Source organism: Pseudomonas sp. 21615526 (assembly GCF_013386245.1).
Taxonomy (GTDB): domain Bacteria; phylum Pseudomonadota; class Gammaproteobacteria; order Pseudomonadales; family Pseudomonadaceae; genus Aquipseudomonas.
Genome location: NZ_JACAOM010000098.1, coordinates 12601 through 30864, shown reverse-complemented (window position 1 = coordinate 30864; position 18264 = coordinate 12601). Strand labels below are relative to the sequence as shown.

Genomic DNA, 18264 nt, shown 5'->3' with positions numbered 1-18264 from the left:
ACGCCTACAGGCCCTGACACAATCATTGTCACCAATCGGTGACATTTCCCGTCTCCTTCGTTACTTGCCCTCGCCCCGCCCTTGTTTAGACTCCTGTCATCCCGCACATAATAAAAAGGGCTAATCATGACCACGCAACCACTGCCTGCCAGTAGTTGGCTGAACGCACCTGCCCATCACGCCTGGCTTGCCACTGAAGGCCAGCGCCAGCTGTCATTCGCCAAGGCTTCCAGGCTGCCTGACGGCTTCGGCAACCTCGACGATCACGGTGTTTTGCCGCCCGATGCCGTCGCCGAAACCATGAACACCGCCCGTATGACCCACAGCTTTGCCATGGCCCATGGCCTGGGCCTGCCAGGTTATGCCGACCTGGTGGAACACGGCGTCGTGGCCCTCAGCGGCCCGCTGCGCGATGCCCGGCACGGCGGTTGGTTCGCCACGCCCGACGCCCGCGACGGCAACACCGGCAAGGCCGCCTACCTGCACGCTTTTGTCGCCCTGGCCGCCAGCTCCGCAGTAGTGGCCGGCGCGCCCGGCGCGCAAACCTTGCTCAACGACGCGATCCACATCATCGACCAGTACTTCTGGAACGAAGAGGAGGGCGCGATGCTCGAGTCCTTCGCCCAGGACTGGAGCGGGGTAGAAGCCTATCGCGGCGCCAACAGCAACATGCACGCCACTGAAGCCTTCCTGGCCCTGGCCGATGTCACCGGTGAAACCCGCTGGCTGGACCGGGCACTGCGCATCGTCGAGCGGATTATTCATACCCATGCGGCGCAAAACCGGGACATGGTGATCGAGCATTTCGACAGCCATTGGCAACCCCTGCGTGGTTACAACGAAGACAACCCGGCCGATGGTTTTCGTCCCTACGGCATCACCCCCGGCCACGGCTTCGAATGGGCGCGACTGGTGTTGCACCTTGAGGCTGCGCGCCTGGATGCCGGGCTCGTCACCCCTGAGTGGCTAGTGACCGACGCCAAGGGCCTGTTCGCCAGCGCCTGTGAATACGCCTGGGCCGTCGACGGCGCCCCCGGCATTGTCTACACCCTCGACTGGAGCCAGCGCCCCGTGGTGCGCGAGCGCCTGCACTGGACCCATTGCGAAGCCAGTGCCGCTGCCCAGGCGCTGCTCAAGCGCACGGGGGAGCTGCATTACGAAACCTGGTACCGGCGCTTCTGGGAGTTCTGTGAAACCCGTTTCATTGACCGCACCCACGGCAGCTGGCACCACGAACTGAGCCCGAAAAACCAGCCCAGCGCGAAAATCTGGGGTGGCAAACCGGACCTCTACCACGCCTGGCAGTCTGTCTTGCTGCCGGGGCTACCCTTGTCACCGAGCATGGCCAGTGCCGTGGCCACCGGGCGCTATGTCACCAAGTGGTGACATTTTGGCGTCCCTTTGTTACCTGCACCTGAAAAATCCCTGTTTAAACTCGTTTGCAGCGCAAGCACCGACTTGCATGCATAACAACAAGAAAAAAGGTACTCAGATGAAAGCGATCAGTCGCCTCGCCGTAGCTATTTCCGTTGCCTCGTTGTTTCCCCTCAGTGCTTTTGCCGCCGACTCGAAAGGGACGGTTGAAGTTGTGCATTGGTGGACCTCGGGTGGCGAGAAAGCGGCAGTAGATGTCCTGAAGGCCCAAGTTGAAAAAGACGGTTTCACCTGGAAAGACGGTGCCGTCGCCGGCGGTGGCGGTTCCACTGCCATGACCGTACTGAAAAGCCGCGCCGTTGCTGGCAACCCGCCAGGCATGGCCCAGATCAAAGGCCCCGACATCCAGGAATGGGCGTCCACCGGGCTGCTCGACACCGACGTCCTGAAGGTTCCCGCCAAAGAAGAGAAGTGGGATTCGCTGCTGGACAAGAAAGTCTCCGATACCGTGAAGTACGAAGGTGATTACGTGGCCGTGCCGGTGAACATTCACCGCGTGAACTGGCTGTGGATCAACCCGGAAGTGTTCAAGAAAGCCGGTATCACCAAGAACCCGACCACTCTCGAAGAATTCTACGCAGCGGGCGACAAGCTCAAGGCCGCGGGCTTCATTCCGCTCGCCCACGGTGGCCAGCCTTGGCAGGACAGCACCGTCTTCGAAGCGGTCGTGCTCTCGGTCATGGGGGCTGACGGTTACAAGAAAGCCCTGGTCGACCTCGACGAAAAAGCCCTGACCGGCCCTGAAATGATCAAGTCCCTGACCGAGCTGAAGAAAGTCGCGACCTACATGGACGCCGACGGCAAAGGCCAGGACTGGAACCTGGAAGCCGCCAAGGTCATCAACGGCAAGGCCGGCATGCAGATCATGGGTGACTGGGCCAAGAGTGAATGGACCGCCGCCAAGAAAGTCGCCGGCAAAGACTACGAGTGCGTAGCCTTCCCGGGCACCGACAAGGCGTTCACCTACAACATCGACTCCCTCGCTGCGTTCAAGCAGAAAGACAAGGGCACTGCTGCCGGCCAGCAGGACATCGCCAAGGTGGTGCTGAGCGAAAACTTCCAGAAGGTCTTCAGCATCAACAAGGGCTCGATCCCGGTTCGTATCGACATGTTGAAAGACATGGGCAAATACGGCTTCGACTCCTGCGCCCAGACCGCCGCCAAGGACTTCCTTGCAGACGCCCAGACCGGTGGCCTGCAGCCGAGCATGGCGCACAACATGGCGACCACGCTGGCGGTACAAGGCGCGTTCTTTGATGTCGTGACCAACTACATCAACGACCCGAAAGCTGACCCTGCGGATACCGCGAAGAAACTCGCTGCCGCGATCAAGTCGGCCAAGTAACGGTTAGCACTGAATGGCCTTGTGGGGGGACCCCTAACCCCCACAAGGCATGTTCCTGTAGTCCTTTTTCCCTGTACTGGATTTTCCCATGAGTTCTGTTGCTGTGTTCAGCAAAGCCTCGCCGTTCGATGCACTGCAGCGCTGGCTACCCAAACTGGTGCTGGCGCCGAGCATGTTCATCGTTCTGGTGGGCTTCTATGGCTACATCCTGTGGACGTTCGTGCTGTCGTTCACTAACTCGACTTTCCTGCCGACCTACAAGTTCGTAGGCCTGGCGCAATACGTGCGCTTGTTCGACAACGACCGCTGGTGGGTCGCGAGCAAGAACCTCGCGGTGTTCGGGGGCATGTTCATCGGCATCACCCTGGTGATCGGCGTGACCCTGGCGATTTTCCTCGACCAGAAAATCCGTCGCGAAGGTTTTATCCGCACCATTTACCTGTACCCGATGGCGCTCTCGATGATCGTCACCGGTACCGCCTGGAAATGGCTGCTCAACCCGGGCATGGGCCTGGACAAACTGCTGCGTGACTGGGGCTGGGAAGGCTTTCGCCTGGACTGGCTGATCGACCCGGACCGTGTGGTGTATTGCCTGGTGATCGCTGCTGTGTGGCAAGCCTCAGGCTTCATCATGGCGATGTTCCTCGCCGGCCTGCGCGGTGTTGATCAATCGATCATCCGTGCGGCGCAGATCGACGGCGCGAGCATGCCGCGCATCTACTGGAAAGTGGTGCTGCCAAGCCTGCGCCCGGTGTTCTTCAGTGCGGTAATGATCCTGGCGCATATCGCGATCAAGAGCTTCGACCTGGTGGCTGCAATGACGGCGGGTGGTCCGGGTTACTCCTCCGACCTGCCGGCGATGTTCATGTACTCCTTCACCTTCAGCCGCGGCCAGATGGGCATGGGTTCGGCCAGTGCGATTCTGATGCTCGGTGCGATTCTCGCGATCATCGTGCCTTACCTGTACTCCGAGCTGAGGACCAAGCGCAATGACTAGTCTTGCTGGCAAACCTGCCATCAGCCTGAGCCGCGTCGCGATCTACGCGGTGCTGATTCTCGCTGTCCTGCTGTACCTGGTGCCGTTGGTGGTCATGTTGCTCACCAGCTTCAAGACCCCGGAAGACATCAGCACCGGCAACCTGCTGAGCTGGCCCACCGTGATCACCGGCATCGGCTGGGTGAAAGCCTGGGCCACGGTTGACGGCTACTTCTGGAACTCGATCAAGATCACCGTTCCGGCGGTACTGATCTCCACCGCCATCGGTGCGTTGAACGGCTACGTGCTGTCGATGTGGCGCTTCCGTGGTTCGCAGTTGTTCTTCGGCCTGTTGCTGTTCGGCTGCTTCCTGCCGTTCCAGACCGTGCTGCTGCCAGCCTCGTTCACCCTCGGCAAGATGGGCCTGGCCAGTACCACCACGGGCCTGGTGTTCGTGCACATCGTCTACGGACTGGCGTTTACTACACTGTTCTTCCGTAACTACTACGTCAGCATTCCCGATGCACTGGTGAAGGCGGCTCGCCTGGATGGCGCGGGGTTCTTCACGATCTTCCGCCTGATCATCCTGCCGATGTCGACACCCATCATCATGGTGTGCCTGATCTGGCAGTTCACGCAGATCTGGAACGACTTCCTGTTCGGCGTGGTGTTCTCCAGCGGTGATTCGCAGCCCATCACGGTGGCGCTGAACAACCTGGTCAACACCAGTACCGGGGTCAAGGAATATAACGTTGATATGGCGGCGGCGATGATCGCCGGGCTGCCGACCCTGCTGGTCTATGTGATCGCAGGCAAGTATTTCGTGCGCGGCCTGACGGCCGGCGCGGTCAAGGGGTAATCATGGCAACGCTCGAACTTCGTAACGTAAACAAGACCTACGGTACCGGTCTGCCGGACACCCTGAAGAACATCGAACTGTCGATCAAGGAAGGTGAGTTCCTGATCCTGGTCGGCCCTTCGGGTTGCGGTAAGTCGACCCTGATGAACTGCATTGCCGGCCTGGAAAACATCACCGGCGGCGCGATCATGATCGGCGACCAGGACGTCAGCGGCATGAGCCCCAAGGATCGTGACATCGCCATGGTGTTCCAGTCCTACGCGCTGTACCCGACCATGAGCGTGCGCGAGAACATCGAATTCGGCCTGAAGATTCGCAAGATGCCCCAGGCGGCGATCGATGAAGAAGTGGCGCGAGTGGCCAAGCTGCTGCAGATCGAGCACCTGCTCAATCGCAAGCCGGGCCAGCTCTCCGGTGGCCAGCAACAACGCGTGGCCATGGGCCGTGCACTGGCGCGTCGCCCGAAGATCTACCTATTCGACGAACCGCTGTCCAACCTCGACGCCAAGCTGCGGGTCGAGATGCGTACCGAAATGAAACTGATGCACCAGCGTCTGAAAACCACCACCGTCTACGTCACCCACGATCAGATCGAAGCGATGACCCTGGGCGACAAAGTGGCGGTCATGAAGGACGGCATCATCCAGCAGTTCGGCACGCCGAAAGAGATCTACAACGACCCGGCCAATCTGTTCGTGGCGAGCTTCATCGGTTCGCCGCCGATGAACTTCATTCCACTGCGCCTGCAACGCAAGGACGGCCGCCTGGTGGCGCTGCTGGACAGCGGCCAGGCCCGCTGTGAATTGCCGTTGAACATGAACGATGCCGGTCTTGAAGACCGCGAAGTGATCCTGGGCCTGCGCCCGGAGCAGATCGTGCTGGCCGCCGCCGAAGCCACCGGCGCGCCGACCATTCGGGCCGAGGTGCAAGTCACCGAGCCGACCGGTCCGGACACCCTGGTGTTCGTGCAAATCAATGACACCAAGGTCTGCTGCCGCCTGGCGCCCGATGTGGCGCCGCAAGTGGGCGAGACCCTGACCTTGCAGTTCGACCCGGCCAAAGTGTTGCTGTTCGACGCCAAGACCGGCGAGCGCCTGGGCACTGCCGCTTCGTTGCCTGCCCAGGACCGTGCCGACAACGTCGCTCAATTCAAGGGACGCTGAAGTTTCAAATGATGTGTAGGGGCTTTTGTGAGAGTCCTGCTCTCACAAAGAAGTAAACCGCGTTAGATAAAAACAGTTAATAACAATAAAGACGAGGATGTAGGGATGAAAAAGCACCACAACAACACCCGGCTGATCTGCCAACTGTCAGCAGCAGCCGCCTTGGTACTGTCCGCCAATGCGATGGCGGACGACGCGTTCAGCGCCGATTCCAAGTGGATGACCGGCGATTGGGGCGGCGAGCGTACCAAGCTGATCGAGCAAGGTATCGACATCAAGGCGGATTACGTCGGTGAAGTCGGTGGCAACCTCAGCGGTGGCTACAACAACGACAAGACTGCCCGTTACGCTGACCAGTTCGGTCTGGGCGTGGCACTGGACCTGCAAAAGCTGTGGGGCTGGGATAACACCCAGGCCAAGATCCAGTTGACCAATCGTAATGGCGCAAACATTTCCAACGACCGTATTGGTGACCCGCGTGCCGGCACCTTGAGCTCGTCTCAGGAAGTCGACGGCCGAGGCCACATGGTGCGTCTGACCCAGTTCTGGATTCAGCACCAGATGTTCGACAACAAGCTGGACGTGAAACTCGGTTACTTCGGTGAAGGCGAAGACTTCAACACCTTCCCGTGCGACTTCCAGAACCTGTCGTTCTGTGGCTCGCAGGTCGGTAACTATGTAAACACCTGGTACAACTGGCCCGTCAGCCAGGCGGCTATCCGCGTGAAGTACAACATCACGCCTGAGCTGTATGCGCAAATCGGTGCGTACAACCAGAACCCGTCGCAACTGGAGCACGGCAACGGCTTCAAGCTCAGCGGCAGCGGCACCAAGGGCACCGTATTGCCGGTTGAATTGGTCTGGTCGCCGAAGGTCAATGGCCTGCCGGGCGAATACCGTGTGGGTTACTACAAGAGCACCGCCGACGCTACCGACGTACGTGAAGACGTCAACGGTAACGATGCTGGCACCACGGGCGCAGCCTTCCGCGTTCGCAGCAGCAAAAGCGGTTACTGGGGCGTTCTGCAACAGCAACTCACCACCCACAATGGCGATGCTTCCCGCGGCTTGAACATTGCGGCCAACGTCACCTTCCACGACAAAGACACCAACCTGGTCGACAACTACCAGTCGCTGATGCTTGTGTATAAAGGTCCATTCGACGCACGTACAAAAGATGACGTGGGTATCGGTGTATCCCGTATCCATGCCAACAGTGACGTGAAGAAAAATGCTGAGTTGCTCAACGCGGCCGGCGGTTTCACGGATTACGACCAATCGGGTTACGCACCGCTGCGTAACACGGAGTACAACGTCGAACTCAACTACGGCATCCACGTCACCAACTGGCTGACCGTGCGTCCCAACCTGCAATACATCGCCAACCCAGGTGGTGTTAAGCAAGTCGACAACGCGGTGGTAGCGGGCCTGAAAATTCAGTCTACGTTCTAACGTTGTTGCGATAAGCTCCTTCTCTCTGTGCGCATTTTGCGGGTAGCCATGGCTATCCGCTTTTTTTTGTGTGGGAGCTGGCTTGCCTGCGATGCGCGCCCCGCGGTGTATCTGCCACACCGAGGCGATGCCATCGCAGGCAAGCCAGCGCCTGCAAAGATATTCAGGACCGTGGCACATGCATGAGCATCCGCTGCAACGCTTTTTCAAATCCCTGCGCGAGCGGCCGGTATTCGCCTGGGAACGCTTCCAGATGCGCGATGTGCTGGTGATTGATCACCCGCTCTGCCAGGCGGTGTTCAGTCGCCAGGGCGCGCAATTGCTGCACTTTCAGCCCACGGGCCAGAAACCCTGGCTGTGGTGCGCGGCCAAGTGGCCGCAGGTCGGCGCCATTCGTGGCGGCGTGCCGGTGTGTTGGCCGTGGTATGGCCGCCATCCCAGCGAAAACGCCTGGCCGTCCCATGGTTGGGCACGGCTGATCGACTGGAAATTGCTGGACAGCAGCACCGACGACGAGGGCGTGCGTTTGCACTGGCAATTGCAGCTATGCGACTGGCAGGTGGACCTGCATGCACACCTGGGGGAAACCCTGGAGCTGCGCCTGGCCACCGAGCACCAGGACGAGCTGCCGTGCCAATTGAGCCATGCTTTGCACGCTTATTGGCGGATTGGCAACGTTGGTGAGATAGCGCTGTCTGGGCTGGATGGCGCGCAGGGCTACGACCAGTTGAATCGTCAGGCGTGCCAGCAGGAAGGTGAGTTGCGTGTCGATGGTGGGTGTCAGCGGGTGTTCCAGCACGACGGCGAACTGCACCTCAAGGACCATGCCTGGCAGCGCGAATTGTGCATCGACACCGGCGAGAGTGCCGACACGGTGGTGTGGCACCCGGGGAGTCGACCGTTGCTGGGGGTGAGCTTCAACGAGGCTGCGGGGTTTGTGTGTGTGGAGTCGGCGATGGCTGCTGCGAGCCTGGCGCCGGGGGAGAGGGCGCATTTGAGTTTGCAGGCGAGGGCGGGGGCTTGATCCGGATGTTCCGGTGTTGCTGATGCCGCTTTCGCGAGCAAGCCCGCTCCCACATTAGACCGAGTTCCACTTTTGGAATGCAGTCGAATGTGGGAGCGGGCTTGCTCGCGAAGAGGCCGGCACATTCACAGTAGATTCGGGCCTAGTTGAATTCATCCCCAACCGGATACCGGCTGTCGTTCAAGCTCTCTTTGATCTTGCGCAAGTGCGGCTGGAAATCCACCCCGCGACGCAAGGTCATGCCCGTCGCCAGTACATCCAGCACCGTCAACTGAATGATCCGCGAGGTCATCGGCATGTAGATGTCGGTGTCTTCCGGCAACGGAATGTTCAGGCTCACCGTACTGGCCTTGGCCAGCGGCGAGTTTTCGGCGGTCACGCCCAGCACCGAGGCGCCGTTTTCCCGCGCAATACGTGCTACTTCCACCAGTTCACGGGTACGCCCGGTGTAGGAAATGATCACGAACAACTCCCCGGTGTGGGCCACCGAGGCGATCATCCGCTGCATCAGCACATCGGCGTGGGCCGTGACCGACAGGTTGAAACGGAAAAACTTGTGCAGCGCGTCCATGGCCACCGGCGCCGAAGCGCCCAGGCCGAAGAAGTGGATCTGCCGAGCCTGGATCAGCAGGTCGACGGCCTTGCTGATCAGGTTCGGGTCCAGGGCCTGGCAGGCGCTGTCGAGGGACGCGATGGCACTGCCGAAGATCTTCTGGGTGTAGGCCTCCGGGTTATCATCGGCCTCCACCGCGCGGCTGACATACGCCGCGCCGCTGGCCAGGCTTTGCGCCAGCTGCAATTTAAGTTCAGGGTAACCACTCACGCCGAACGACCGGCAGAAGCGGTTCACTGTAGGTTCGCTGACCGAAGCGGCCTGGGCGAGGGCGGCGATAGAGAAGCGGGTCGCCTGCTGCGGGTTGAGCAGGATGACCTCGGCGACTTTACGTTCAGCCTTGTTCAGTTCTTCGAGGCGTTTCTGGATCTGTTCCAGTAGATTTCGCACGCGGTCCATTCATGTTTCCTTAGGGCGACGATGCAAATAAGGGTCGTCAACCAATCGACGAGCGGCCCTTTGCGGTGGCCTATCCTACTGAGGGTAGTTGAACACCACCACTCGGAATACGTTTTTCGGGAAAATGTTGTGGTTATTACTACATTTTTCCTTGAGTGATGCCTTAAAAAAAGGTATTTGTAGCTTAACTTGATAAAAGAACAAACATCATGCCTTCGATAACCGTAGAACCCTGCACCTTTGCCCTGTTTGGCGCCTTGGGTGATCTGGCGCTGCGCAAGTTATTTCCTGCCCTCTATCAACTCGATGGTGCGGGCCTGCTGCACGAAGACACGCGCATCCTGGCCCTGGCCCGTGAGGCCGGTTCCGAGCAACAGCACCTGGCCCACATCGAAAAAGAATTGCGTGGTTACGTTGGCAAGGAACTGGACGAAACCGTCGCCCAGCGTTTCCTGGCCCGCCTGACGTACCTGCACGTCGACTTCCTGAAGGCCGATGACTACGTCGCCCTGGCAGAGAACGCCGGCACTGAACAACGCCTGATTGCCTACTTCGCCACCCCGGCGGCGGTGTATGGCGCGATCTGCGAGAACCTGTCCAAGGTCGGCCTGGCGGAAAACACCCGCGTGGTCCTGGAAAAACCCATCGGCTCGGACCTGGATTCCTCGCGCAAGGTCAACGACGCCGTGGCGCAGTTCTTCCCGGAAAACCGCACCTACCGCATCGACCACTACCTGGGCAAAGAGACCGTCCAGAACCTGATCGCCCTGCGTTTTGCCAACAGCCTGTTTGAAACCCAGTGGAACCAGAACTACATCTCCCACGTGGAAATCACCGTGGCCGAGCAAGTAGGCATCGAAGGTCGCTGGGGCTATTTCGACAAGGCCGGGCAACTGCGGGACATGATCCAGAACCACCTGCTGCAGCTGCTGTGCCTGATCGCCATGGACCCGCCCGCCGACCTGTCTGCCGACAGTATTCGGGACGAGAAGGTCAAGGTGCTCAAGGCCCTGGCGCCCATCAGCCCGGACGGCCTGACCACCCAGGTGGTGCGTGGCCAATACATCGCCGGCTACAGCGCCGGCAAGCCGGTACCGGGTTACCTGGAAGAAGAGAACTCCAACACCCAGAGCGACACCGAGACCTTCGTCGCCCTGCGTGCCGATATCCGTAACTGGCGTTGGGCCGGGGTGCCGTTCTACCTGCGTACCGGCAAGCGCATGCCGCAAAAACTGTCGCAGATCGTCATCCACTTCAAGGAACCGTCCCACTACATCTTCGCCCCCGAGCAGCGTTTGCAGATCAGCAACAAACTGATCATCCGCCTGCAACCGGACGAAGGGATTTCCTTGCGCGTGATGACCAAGGAGCAGGGCCTGGACAAGGGCATGCAACTGCGCAGCGGCCCGCTGCAACTGAATTTTTCCGACACCTATCGCAGCGCACGGATTCCCGATGCCTACGAGCGGCTGTTGCTGGAAGTCATGCGTGGCAACCAGAACCTGTTTGTGCGCAAAGATGAAATCGAAGCTGCGTGGAAGTGGTGTGACCAGTTGATCGCCGGATGGAAAAAATCCGGTGATGCGCCCAAGCCGTACGCGGCGGGGTCCTGGGGGCCAATGAGCTCGATTGCACTGATCACGCGGGACGGGAGGTCTTGGTATGGCGATATCTGATTTGAAACTGCCTCAGGGCGTGACTGCCCATGAGTACCGCAACCCGGTGCTGCTGGCGGATGGCTTGGCCAATGACGTGGCCGAACAACTGCGCGCGGCCATCAGTGCCCGTGGCGAAGCGACCCTGGTGGTGTCCGGCGGCCGCAGCCCGGTGGCGTTCTTCCAGAACCTCGCCAAGCAAGGCCTGGACTGGTCCAAGGTGACCATCACCCTGGCCGACGAGCGCTGGGTGCCGGTGGAACATGCCGACAGCAATGCCGGCCTGTTGAAGAAGTATTTGCTGCAAGGCCCGGCGGCCAAGGCCAAGTTCCTGAGCCTGTACAGCGTCGCCGCCACCCTTGACGACGCTGCCGAGCAGGCCGATCGCCTGCTGGCCGAGTTGCCGACGATTGATGTGCTGGTACTGGGCATGGGCGACGACGGCCACACCGCGTCGCTGTTCCCCAACAGCCCGAACCTGGCTGAAGCGTTGAAGCCGGACGGCAGCCGTCGTTGCTGGCCGATGCTGGCGCCGACTGTGCCGCACCAGCGCCTGACCATGAGTCGCGCGCTGCTGGCCACCGCCCACTACACCGTGCTGTCGATTTCCGGCAGCTCGAAATTGACCACCTTGAGCGCCGCGCTGGCCAGTGACGACGTTGCTGCCATGCCGATACGCGCGTTTTTGCAACCTACTCTAGAGATTTACTGGTGCCCATGAGCCAAGGATCAGCCGCGATGAACAGCCCTCAACCTACCGTTTCCATGGCGGACAAAGTTGCCTTGATCGACAGCCTCTGCGCCAAGGCGCGGATCCTGCCGGTGATCACCATTGCCCGTGAACAGGACATCCTGCCGCTGGCCGATGCCCTGGCAGCCGGTGGTTTGACCGCACTGGAAGTGACCCTGCGTTCGCAGTTCGGCCTCAAGGCCATCCAGGTACTGCGTGAGCAGCGTCCGGAGCTGTGCACCGGTGCCGGTACCGTGCTGGATCGTCATATGCTGGAAGCGGCCGAAGTGGCCGGTTCGCAATTTATCGTCACCCCCGGGATTACCCGTGACCTGCTGGAAGCCTCGGTACACAGCTCGATTCCGCTGTTGCCGGGCATCAGCAATGCCTCCGGGATCATGGAAGGTTATGGCCTGGGTTATCGCCGCTTCAAGCTGTTCCCGGCTGAAGTCAGCGGTGGCGTGGCGGCGATCAAGGCCCTGGGCGGCCCGTTTGGCGAAGTGAAATTCTGCCCGACTGGCGGGGTTGGCCCGGCCAACATCAAGAGCTACATGGCGTTGAAAAATGTGATGTGCGTGGGCGGTAGCTGGATGCTTGATCCGGAATGGGTCAAGAACGGCGACTGGGCACGCATCCAGGAAACCACCGCCGAGGCGCTGGCCCTGCTGGACTGATTGGATTTACCGAATCGTTGTTGCTGTGTTCTACGGCATTTTTGCGGTGCACTTGGTCGGTGTGCCGCTTTTTTTTGCCTGCGGAAAATGGCGCACTCCCACTGTAGGAGCGAGCTTGCTCGCGAATAAACCGAGAGCACCGCTGGGTGTCAGGTTTCCCGTGTCATCGTTAACGACCTTCGCGAGCAAGCTCGCTCCTACAGTGATATCGCGCTCAGTTCGGTGATGGCTTTGATCAGCGCATGAATGTCCGCCGCTGACGTCAAAAAGCCTGGTGTCACCCGAATACAACTGCCGAACGACGCCCCGCTGCGGGTTGTGGTGAAGAGGTCGTATTCCTTGAGCAGTCGGTCCGCCATCACCTGCTGATCCGGCTTGTCAGTGAACTTGAACGACGTGATCGCGCAATACAGCCGTGGGTCGTCCGGCGTCAGCACTTCAATTCCCGGCAACTGCCGCACCTCACTCACCCACAAATCCCGCAGGTAGTTGAGTCGGGCACCCTTGGCCTTCGAACCGCCCAACAAGCGATGCTCCTCGAACACCAGCGGCAAGGTCATCAGCGCCGGGAAATTCGGCGTGCTGTATGGCGTGCGGGCACGTACATCGGTGGCCGGGTAATGAAACTCCCCCATGTCCGGATCAATGTCCGCCAACCGTTGCGGGTCGATATAAATAAAGCCCAGGGTCAACGGCGCGCCGATCCACTTGTGCAGGTTGAAGCCGGCAAACGCGATACCCAACTGCGCCAGGTTGAACTCGATCTGCCCCAGCGCATGGGCGCCATCGAGGATCACATCAATTCCATGTTCCCTGGCAGCGCCGGCAATCGCCTCCACCGGCATCACCAGCCCGGTGCGGTGGGTCACGTAGGTCAGTGCCAGCAGTTTCAGGCGGGGATAGCGCAGGAACGCATCGCGATACGTCTGCACCAGGCTGTCGAAACTGGCCGGGTGTTCGTGGGCAATTTCGATCACTTCTACGCCGCGATTCTGCGCCAGCCAGCGCATGGCGCCCTTGACGGTGTCGTACTCCAGGTCGCTGATCAGCACCTGGTCGCCGGGCTGCAAGCGGTTGTAGTTGCGGATCAGCGACTGCAACGCATCCGAGGCGCAGCGGGTGAGGGCGATGGCTTCAGGATCGGCGTCCATCAACTGCGCCAACTGGTTACGGATCTCGACGTTTTCGCCCTGCTCGAAACGCTGGCGCACATGGATCGAGTTGCTGCGGTTGATGAAGGCGACGTTGTCCTGATACTGCTCAAGTACCGCGCGGCTCATGCGCCCGAAATAACCGTTTTCGAGGTTGATCGGGCCGGGCTCCAGGTCGTAGCGCTGGGCGATGGCGTGCCAGTGTTGTTCGTCGCGGGTACTGTCCATGTGCGTGCTCTATTAATGACGAGGGGCGGGCTTGCCGTGCTTGGCGCGTAGGGGTTCCAGCAGTTCGGATAAACCGTTGTGGTCGATTTCCTGCATCAGGGCCAGCAACCCGCCCAGTTCGCCGTGGGGGAAACCTTCACGGGCGAACCAGTTCAGGTAGGGGCCGGGCAGGTCGGCAATGATCCGGCCCTTGTACTTGCCGAAGGGCATTTCGCGGGTGATCAGCAGTTCAAGTTTTTCAGGGTTCATTGCGGCTTCAGGTGTTTGAGTCGATGCCTTGGAAAATACAGGCATTCTGCATGGAGGCCAAATGACAGATCATGCAAATAAAGCGGATACAGATTTTTGTGTATTGGCTAACTTATTGAAATTTAAGTAATAAATTGTTTTTCAAAAGCTGGCACGGGCGCTGCAATTACTAATACACGTTTCTTAACCCGCGAAGGAATTGAAAAATGACTGATATCAACAAAGAATCGATCTCCGTACTCAACGACCTGATCGAGACCAGCAAAGACGGCCAGGAAGGCTTCAAGACCTGCGCAGAAGACATCAAGCACCCAGAACTCAAAGCCCTGTTTGCCAAGCGTTCTGTTGATTGCGGTACCGCCGCTGCCGAACTGCAGACCGCAGTAAGAGCGCTGGGTGGCGATCCGGAAGACTCCGGCAGCGTCGCCGGTGCCTTGCACCGTGGTTGGGTCGACGTGAAGTCGATGGTGACCGGTAAAGACGAAGAAGCCGTGCTGAACGAAGCCGAGCGCGGTGAAGACCACGCACTGAAGGCTTACAAAGAAGCGATCGAGAAGATCAACAAGCACAACCTGCTGGGCATTCGTGACTTGGTAGAGCGTCAGTTCCACGGCGCGCAACGCAACCACGACCAGGTGAAAGCCCTGCGTAACCAGGCTCGCGCTCAGTCTTGAGCCCCGCCTGAATAAAAAAGCCCCGCAGATGCGGGGCTTTTTCATGGGCGTTCGTTCAACCGATGCTGATGGCCGGCAGTTCGGTCAGAGTCACGGTTTGCTGCTTGCGTGGCGCGAGGATCTCGGCTTCGCCGTCTACCACCAGCTCATCGCGCTGGTTGAATACGCGGGTGGCGATGCGCACGCGGAATTTCGGCAGCTTCTCGAGGATTTCCAGACGCACGGTCAGGGTGTCGCCGATTTTGACCGGCTTCTGGAAGGTCATTTGCTGGCCGATATAGATCGTGCCGGGCCCAGGCAACTCGCACGCAACCGCCGCGCTGATCAGGGCGCCGCTGAACATGCCGTGGGCAATGCGCTCCTTGAACATGGTCGCCTTGGCGAATTCGGCGTCCAGATGCACCGGGTTGTGGTCGCCGGACATTGCCGCGAACAACTGGATATCGCGCTCTTCGACGGTCTTGCTGTAGCTGGCGGTCTGGCCGACTTCGAGGGCTTCGTAAGGCGTGTTGGTAACCTGGGTCATCAGTTGGTGCATCCTGTGGCTAATCAGAAATCTTAATATATTGATTTTAAACGAAAAATCATTCGCAGCGAGTAGGGCGGCGCAGCACTGCTGCCTGGGCCAGCCACGTCAGCACGTCGGCTGTGACCGCATCACGGTTGGTTTCGTTGAATAATTCGTGGCGCGCCTGTGGGTAAATGCTCAGCTCCAGGTGCTGGCAGCCGGCTTCGCGCAACGCGTTGGCCAGACTTTTGAGACGCTTGCCTTCACTGACCGGATCACATTCACCGCCCATTATCAGGATGGGCAGCCCCGGGTCTATCTGAGCGAGATTGGACGCTTTGCTGATTTGCTGCAAGCCGCCCAGCAGGTCGATCCACAGCTGGTTGGTGCAACGGAAGCCGCAAAGCGGGTCGCTGACGTACTTGTCGACCTCGGCCGGGTCACGGCTGAGCCAGTCGAAAGCGGTGCGATTGGGTTTGAACGCCTTGTTGAACGATCCAAATGACAGGAAATCAATCAGCGCACTGCGCCCGCGCAACCCCTGGCGCAGGCGTTCGACATGGGCAATCACCTTGGCCGCGCCGTACAGCGCCACCGGCTGGAAATTCGAGCCGCTGAGAATCGCCCCGTTAAGGCTCGCGCTGTGGTGCAGCAGGTACGCCTGGGCAATGTAGCTGCCCATGCTGTGGCCCAGCAGGATGATCGGCACCCCCGGCGCTTGCTGGCCGATATGCTGGTTGAGGCTCGCCAGGTCGCCCACCACCTTGTTCCAGCCGTCTTTCTCGGCGAACAGCCCCAGGGTGCCCTCGTCGGCGGTACGCCCGTGGCCGCGCTGGTCGGGGGCGTACAGGCCGTAGCCGGCATCGCACAACGCCTGGGCCAGGCGGGCATAGCGGCCACTGTGCTCGGCCATGCCGTGGGCCAGCATGATCAGCGCCTTGGGCGGCCCGTCCGGCAGCCACTGGTTGACGTACACCCGACTGCGGTCATTCGCGGTCAGCCAGAAAGTGGTGTGGTTCATGGCGCTTCCTTTGCTCAGGGTCGTTGCAGTGTATAGCTCATTCACCGCAGGCCGCTGGATCAGCGCTGGCCTTGGCGGGGAGATTCACACAATCAATGACGCATCTTGTTGTATTTGCCTGATTGACCATAGCTGCTAACGTCCCCAAAGCTCCGCTTTCATCGCAACATCAAAAGCGGCCGGACCACTCAGGTAAGAGGACAAGAATAATGCAACCTGATTTCTGGAATGACAAACGCGCAGCCGGGGTTCCCAACGAGATCGACCTCACAGCCTATAAATCGGTGATCGAAGTCTTCGAGCGTTCCTGCAAGACCTTTGCCGATCGTCCGGCGTTCAGCAACATGGGGATCACCCTGACCTACGCCGAGCTGGATCGGCGCAGCGCCGCGTTCGCCGGTTACCTGCAGTGGCACACCGACCTCAAGCCGGGTGACCGCATTGCCGTGCAGATGCCCAACGTCCTGCATTATCCGATTGCCGTTTTCGGCGCCCTGCGCGCCGGGCTGATCGTGGTCAACACCAACCCGTTGTACACCCCGCGGGAAATGCGTCACCAATTCAAGGATGCCGGCATTCGTGCGCTGGTGTACCTGAACCTGTTTGGCTCGCGTGTTGAAGAAGTCAGCAAGGACACCGAGATCGAATACCTGATCGAAGCGAAGATGGGCGACTTCATGCCCGCTGCCAAGGGCTGGCTGATCAACACCGTGGTCGACAAGGTGAAGAAGATGGTCCCGGCCTATAACCTGCCGCAAGCCATCTCCTTCAAGCGCGCCCTGCGCATGGGCGCCGGCCAGGCACTCAACCGCCATCCGGTGACCCTCGACGACATCGCGGTGCTGCAATACACCGGCGGCACCACCGGCCTGGCCAAGGGCGCAATGCTTACCCACGGCAACCTGGTGGCCAACATGCAGCAAGTGCGGGCGTGCATGTCGCAACTGGGGGACGACGGCCATCCGCTGATCAAGGAAGGCCAGGAGGTGATGGTGGCGCCGCTGCCGCTGTACCACATCTATGCCTTCACCGCGAATTGCATGTGCATGATGGTGTCGGGCAACCACAACGTACTGATCACCAATCCCCGGGACATTGGCGGCTTTATCAAGGAGCTGAAAAAGTGGCGCTTCACCGGGCTGCTGGGGCTCAACACCCTGTTCGTGGCCTTGATGGACCACCCGGACTTCAAGAGCCTGGATTTCTCCCACCTCAAGCTCACCAACTCCGGCGGCACCGCACTGGTCAAGGCCACGGCCGAGCGCTGGCAGCAACTGACCGGCTGCGCGATTGGTGAAGGCTACGGCTTGACCGAAACCTCACCGGTGGCCAGCACCAACCCCTATGGCGGCAAATCGAAGCTGGGCACCGTGGGCATTCCGGTGCCGGGCACGGCGATGAAGATCATCGACGACAACGGCGCGGAGCTGCCGCTGGGCGAGCGGGGCGAGCTGTGCATCAAGGGCCCGCAAGTGATGAAGGGCTACTGGCAGCAACCGGTGGCCACTGCCGAGACCCTGGACGCCGAAGGCTGGCTCAAGACCGGCGATATCGCGGTGATCGACCCGGACGGCTTTGTGCGCATCGTTGATCGCAAGAAGGATCTGATCATCGTCTCGGGGTTCAACGTGTACCCCAACGAGATCGAAGACGTGGTGATGGCGCATCCGGCGGTGGCCAGCTGCGCGGTGATCGGCGTACCGGACGAGCGTACCGGCGAGGCGGTGAAGCTGTTTGTGGTGGCCCGTGCCCAAGGCGTGAGCCTTGAAGAGCTGAAGACCTACTGCAAGGCCAACTTCACCGGCTACAAGGTGCCCAAGCATATTGTGTTGCGTGAGTCGTTGCCGATGACGCCGGTGGGCAAGATCCTGCGGCGCGAATTGCGCGACATAGCCTGATTTGAAATAAGGTCAAAAAATGTGGGAGCGGGCTTGCTCGCGAAAGCGGTGTACCAGTCGACATATCCTGTGACTGACACTGCGCTTTCGCGAGCAAGCCCGCTCCCACATTTGGTTTTTATTCATTCAGTTTAAATGCGTAGAAGCCCATTCCAGAGCCCTTTCTTGGCTTATAGAATCTTTGCTCTAAAAATGACCATTAGATATTCTT

The 18264-nt window shown here is 59.9% G+C and carries 17 protein-coding genes and 1 pseudogene; 12 read left to right on the top strand and 6 right to left on the bottom strand.

Annotated features, from left to right (window positions below):
* Positions 1–126 precede the first annotated feature (126 nt).
* The 7 genes from HX786_RS24980 to HX786_RS24950 all read left to right on the top strand — a co-directional run bounded on the left by HX786_RS24980 (position 127) and on the right by HX786_RS24950 (position 8253).
* Positions 127–1386 carry an AGE family epimerase/isomerase gene (locus tag HX786_RS24980; protein ID WP_178912728.1) on the top strand — a complete coding sequence of 420 codons (1260 nt, stop codon included), beginning with the start codon at positions 127–129 and terminating at the stop codon, positions 1384–1386.
* 106 nt (positions 1387–1492) lie between these two features.
* Positions 1493–2779, top strand: coding sequence for an ABC transporter substrate-binding protein (locus HX786_RS24975; RefSeq protein WP_178912727.1), 1287 nt, complete (start codon positions 1493–1495; stop codon positions 2777–2779).
* An 88-nt stretch (positions 2780–2867) separates the two neighbouring features.
* Entirely contained in the window at positions 2868–3776 is a 909-nt protein-coding gene (locus HX786_RS24970) for a carbohydrate ABC transporter permease (RefSeq protein WP_003213011.1), read from the top strand.
* The gene (locus HX786_RS24965) at positions 3769–4614 is read left to right on the top strand and encodes a carbohydrate ABC transporter permease (RefSeq protein ID WP_178912726.1); all 846 of its coding nucleotides are present in this window, start codon (positions 3769–3771) and stop codon (positions 4612–4614) included. Before HX786_RS24970 ends, HX786_RS24965 begins: the two co-directional genes overlap by 8 nt.
* 2 nt (positions 4615–4616) lie before the next feature.
* Positions 4617–5777: an ABC transporter ATP-binding protein gene (locus HX786_RS24960; RefSeq protein WP_017475738.1), complete on the top strand. Its 1161-nt coding sequence runs from the start codon at positions 4617–4619 to the stop codon at positions 5775–5777.
* 105 nt (positions 5778–5882) lie between these two features.
* Positions 5883–7229 (top strand): carbohydrate porin, encoded by a 1347-nt coding sequence (locus HX786_RS24955; RefSeq protein ID WP_003213016.1) that lies wholly within the window; start codon positions 5883–5885, stop codon positions 7227–7229.
* Between the two features lie 178 nt (positions 7230–7407).
* Positions 7408–8253, top strand: a complete 846-nt coding sequence (locus HX786_RS24950) for a D-hexose-6-phosphate mutarotase (protein WP_178912725.1) — start codon at positions 7408–7410, stop codon at positions 8251–8253.
* A 142-nt stretch (positions 8254–8395) separates the two neighbouring features.
* Here HX786_RS24950 and HX786_RS24945 read toward each other — a convergent pair whose 3' ends face one another.
* On the bottom strand, positions 8396–9256 hold the full coding sequence (locus HX786_RS24945) for a MurR/RpiR family transcriptional regulator (RefSeq protein WP_173406104.1): 861 nt from the start codon (positions 9254–9256) through the stop codon (positions 8396–8398).
* Between the two features lie 218 nt (positions 9257–9474).
* On the opposite strand from HX786_RS24945, the gene zwf reads away from it, so the two are divergent.
* The 3 genes from zwf to HX786_RS24930 are packed head-to-tail and all read left to right on the top strand — an operon-like array spanning position 9475 to position 12324.
* Positions 9475–10941 (top strand): glucose-6-phosphate dehydrogenase, encoded by a 1467-nt coding sequence (zwf, locus tag HX786_RS24940; protein ID WP_003213023.1) that lies wholly within the window; start codon positions 9475–9477, stop codon positions 10939–10941.
* Positions 10928–11641, top strand: a complete 714-nt coding sequence (gene pgl / locus HX786_RS24935) for a 6-phosphogluconolactonase (RefSeq protein ID WP_087693179.1) — start codon at positions 10928–10930, stop codon at positions 11639–11641. Before zwf ends, pgl begins: the two co-directional genes overlap by 14 nt.
* Positions 11642–11658: 17 nt before the next feature.
* Positions 11659–12324, top strand: coding sequence for a bifunctional 4-hydroxy-2-oxoglutarate aldolase/2-dehydro-3-deoxy-phosphogluconate aldolase (locus HX786_RS24930; RefSeq protein WP_003213027.1), 666 nt, complete (start codon positions 11659–11661; stop codon positions 12322–12324).
* A 99-nt stretch (positions 12325–12423) separates the two neighbouring features.
* On the opposite strand, the pseudogene HX786_RS31990 reads toward HX786_RS24930, so the two are convergent.
* The 3 genes and pseudogenes from HX786_RS31990 to HX786_RS24920 all read right to left on the bottom strand — a co-directional run.
* Positions 12424–12531: pseudogene (locus HX786_RS31990) on the bottom strand (outer membrane lipoprotein carrier protein LolA); the annotation flags it as partial.
* Positions 12522–13703 carry an aminotransferase class V-fold PLP-dependent enzyme gene (locus tag HX786_RS24925; RefSeq protein WP_177022241.1) on the bottom strand — a complete coding sequence of 394 codons (1182 nt, stop codon included), beginning with the start codon at positions 13701–13703 and terminating at the stop codon, positions 12522–12524. The pseudogene HX786_RS31990 and the gene HX786_RS24925, both read right to left, overlap by 10 nt.
* 12 nt (positions 13704–13715) lie before the next feature.
* Positions 13716–13952 carry a DUF3820 family protein gene (locus HX786_RS24920; protein WP_003213031.1) on the bottom strand — a complete coding sequence of 79 codons (237 nt, stop codon included), beginning with the start codon at positions 13950–13952 and terminating at the stop codon, positions 13716–13718.
* Between the two features lie 206 nt (positions 13953–14158).
* Here HX786_RS24920 and HX786_RS24915 point away from each other — a divergent pair, with 206 nt between their 5' ends.
* Positions 14159–14626, top strand: a complete 468-nt coding sequence (locus tag HX786_RS24915) for a PA2169 family four-helix-bundle protein (RefSeq protein ID WP_003213033.1) — start codon at positions 14159–14161, stop codon at positions 14624–14626.
* 55 nt (positions 14627–14681) lie between these two features.
* Here the strand turns inward: HX786_RS24915 and HX786_RS24910 are convergent, their stop codons facing one another.
* Positions 14682–15152: a MaoC family dehydratase gene (locus HX786_RS24910; protein ID WP_003213034.1), complete on the bottom strand. Its 471-nt coding sequence runs from the start codon at positions 15150–15152 to the stop codon at positions 14682–14684.
* A 58-nt stretch (positions 15153–15210) separates the two neighbouring features.
* Positions 15211–16155, bottom strand: a complete 945-nt coding sequence (locus HX786_RS24905) for an alpha/beta hydrolase (protein WP_003213037.1) — start codon at positions 16153–16155, stop codon at positions 15211–15213.
* Positions 16156–16364: 209 nt separating this feature from the next.
* Here HX786_RS24905 and fadD2 point away from each other — a divergent pair, with 209 nt between their 5' ends.
* A complete protein-coding gene (gene fadD2 / locus HX786_RS24900; protein WP_003213039.1) occupies positions 16365–18053 on the top strand; it encodes a long-chain-fatty-acid--CoA ligase FadD2 in 1689 nt (562 codons plus the stop codon).
* Positions 18054–18264 lie beyond the last annotated feature (211 nt).

Bases quoted from the DNA above. Each gene is read 5' to 3' on its own strand.
- HX786_RS24930 (WP_003213027.1), top strand. From the start codon at position 11,659: ATGAACAGCCCTCAACCTACCGTTTCCATGGCGGACAAAGTTGCCTTG.
- HX786_RS24965 (WP_178912726.1), top strand. From the start codon at position 3,769: ATGACTAGTCTTGCTGGCAAACCTGCCATCAGCCTGAGCCGCGTCGCG.
- pgl (WP_087693179.1), top strand. From the start codon at position 10,928: ATGGCGATATCTGATTTGAAACTGCCTCAGGGCGTGACTGCCCATGAG.
- HX786_RS24915 (WP_003213033.1), top strand. From the start codon at position 14,159: ATGACTGATATCAACAAAGAATCGATCTCCGTACTCAACGACCTGATC.
- HX786_RS24905 (WP_003213037.1), bottom strand. From the start codon at position 16,155: ATGAACCACACCACTTTCTGGCTGACCGCGAATGACCGCAGTCGGGTG.
- zwf (WP_003213023.1), top strand. From the start codon at position 9,475: ATGCCTTCGATAACCGTAGAACCCTGCACCTTTGCCCTGTTTGGCGCC.
- HX786_RS24910 (WP_003213034.1), bottom strand. From the start codon at position 15,152: ATGACCCAGGTTACCAACACGCCTTACGAAGCCCTCGAAGTCGGCCAG.
- fadD2 (WP_003213039.1), top strand. From the start codon at position 16,365: ATGCAACCTGATTTCTGGAATGACAAACGCGCAGCCGGGGTTCCCAAC.
- HX786_RS24970 (WP_003213011.1), top strand. From the start codon at position 2,868: ATGAGTTCTGTTGCTGTGTTCAGCAAAGCCTCGCCGTTCGATGCACTG.
- HX786_RS24955 (WP_003213016.1), top strand. From the start codon at position 5,883: ATGAAAAAGCACCACAACAACACCCGGCTGATCTGCCAACTGTCAGCA.
- HX786_RS24960 (WP_017475738.1), top strand. From the start codon at position 4,617: ATGGCAACGCTCGAACTTCGTAACGTAAACAAGACCTACGGTACCGGT.
- HX786_RS24925 (WP_177022241.1), bottom strand. From the start codon at position 13,703: ATGGACAGTACCCGCGACGAACAACACTGGCACGCCATCGCCCAGCGC.
- HX786_RS24975 (WP_178912727.1), top strand. From the start codon at position 1,493: ATGAAAGCGATCAGTCGCCTCGCCGTAGCTATTTCCGTTGCCTCGTTG.
- HX786_RS24980 (WP_178912728.1), top strand. From the start codon at position 127: ATGACCACGCAACCACTGCCTGCCAGTAGTTGGCTGAACGCACCTGCC.
- HX786_RS24920 (WP_003213031.1), bottom strand. From the start codon at position 13,952: ATGAACCCTGAAAAACTTGAACTGCTGATCACCCGCGAAATGCCCTTC.
- HX786_RS24950 (WP_178912725.1), top strand. From the start codon at position 7,408: ATGCATGAGCATCCGCTGCAACGCTTTTTCAAATCCCTGCGCGAGCGG.